This is a genomic window from Psychrobacter sp. T6-1, assembly GCF_052258445.1.
Window position 1 is genome coordinate 1 of record NZ_JBQQFC010000791.1, and the last position, 566, is coordinate 566.

Below are 566 nucleotides of genomic sequence, written 5' to 3' on the forward strand. Positions count from 1 at the left end.
GATGTTGGTACGCCGTTCTTAGAAGTCGCCCCGATGGCGGCGCATGATATGTATGGCGAGGATATCCCAGCCGCTGGCGTGATCGCAGGTATTGGTCGTATCAATGGTGTTGAGTGCATGATTGTCTGTAATGATGCCACCGTCAAAGGCGGTACTTATTATCCTATGACGGTCAAAAAGCATTTGCGCGCGCAAGAGATTGCGCAAGAAAACCATCTGCCTTGTGTCTATCTCGTTGACTCAGGCGGCGCGAACTTGCCCAATCAAGACGAAGTTTTCCCTGATAAAGATGACTTTGGGCGTATCTTCTTTAATCAGGCCAATCTAAGTGCCGCAGGGATTCCGCAGATTGCGGTGGTCATGGGCAGCTGTACTGCAGGCGGCGCTTATGTGCCCGCGATGAGTGATGAGTCTATCATTGTTAAAGATCAAGGCACGATATTTTTAGGCGGACCACCACTGGTCAAAGCGGCGACAGGCGAGGAGGTTAGTGCTGAGGATTTAGGCGGCGGTGACGTACATACGCGTCTATCAGGGGTGGTCGACTATCTCGCGCAAAACGATAC

Annotated in this window: 1 protein-coding gene; it reads left to right on the plus strand. The window is 51.8% G+C overall.

The genetic code is table 11. From position 1 onward, the window contains the following. On the plus strand, positions 1-566 hold a 566-nt coding region (locus ACTXGO_RS16615), incomplete at both ends, for a carboxyl transferase domain-containing protein (protein WP_443575217.1).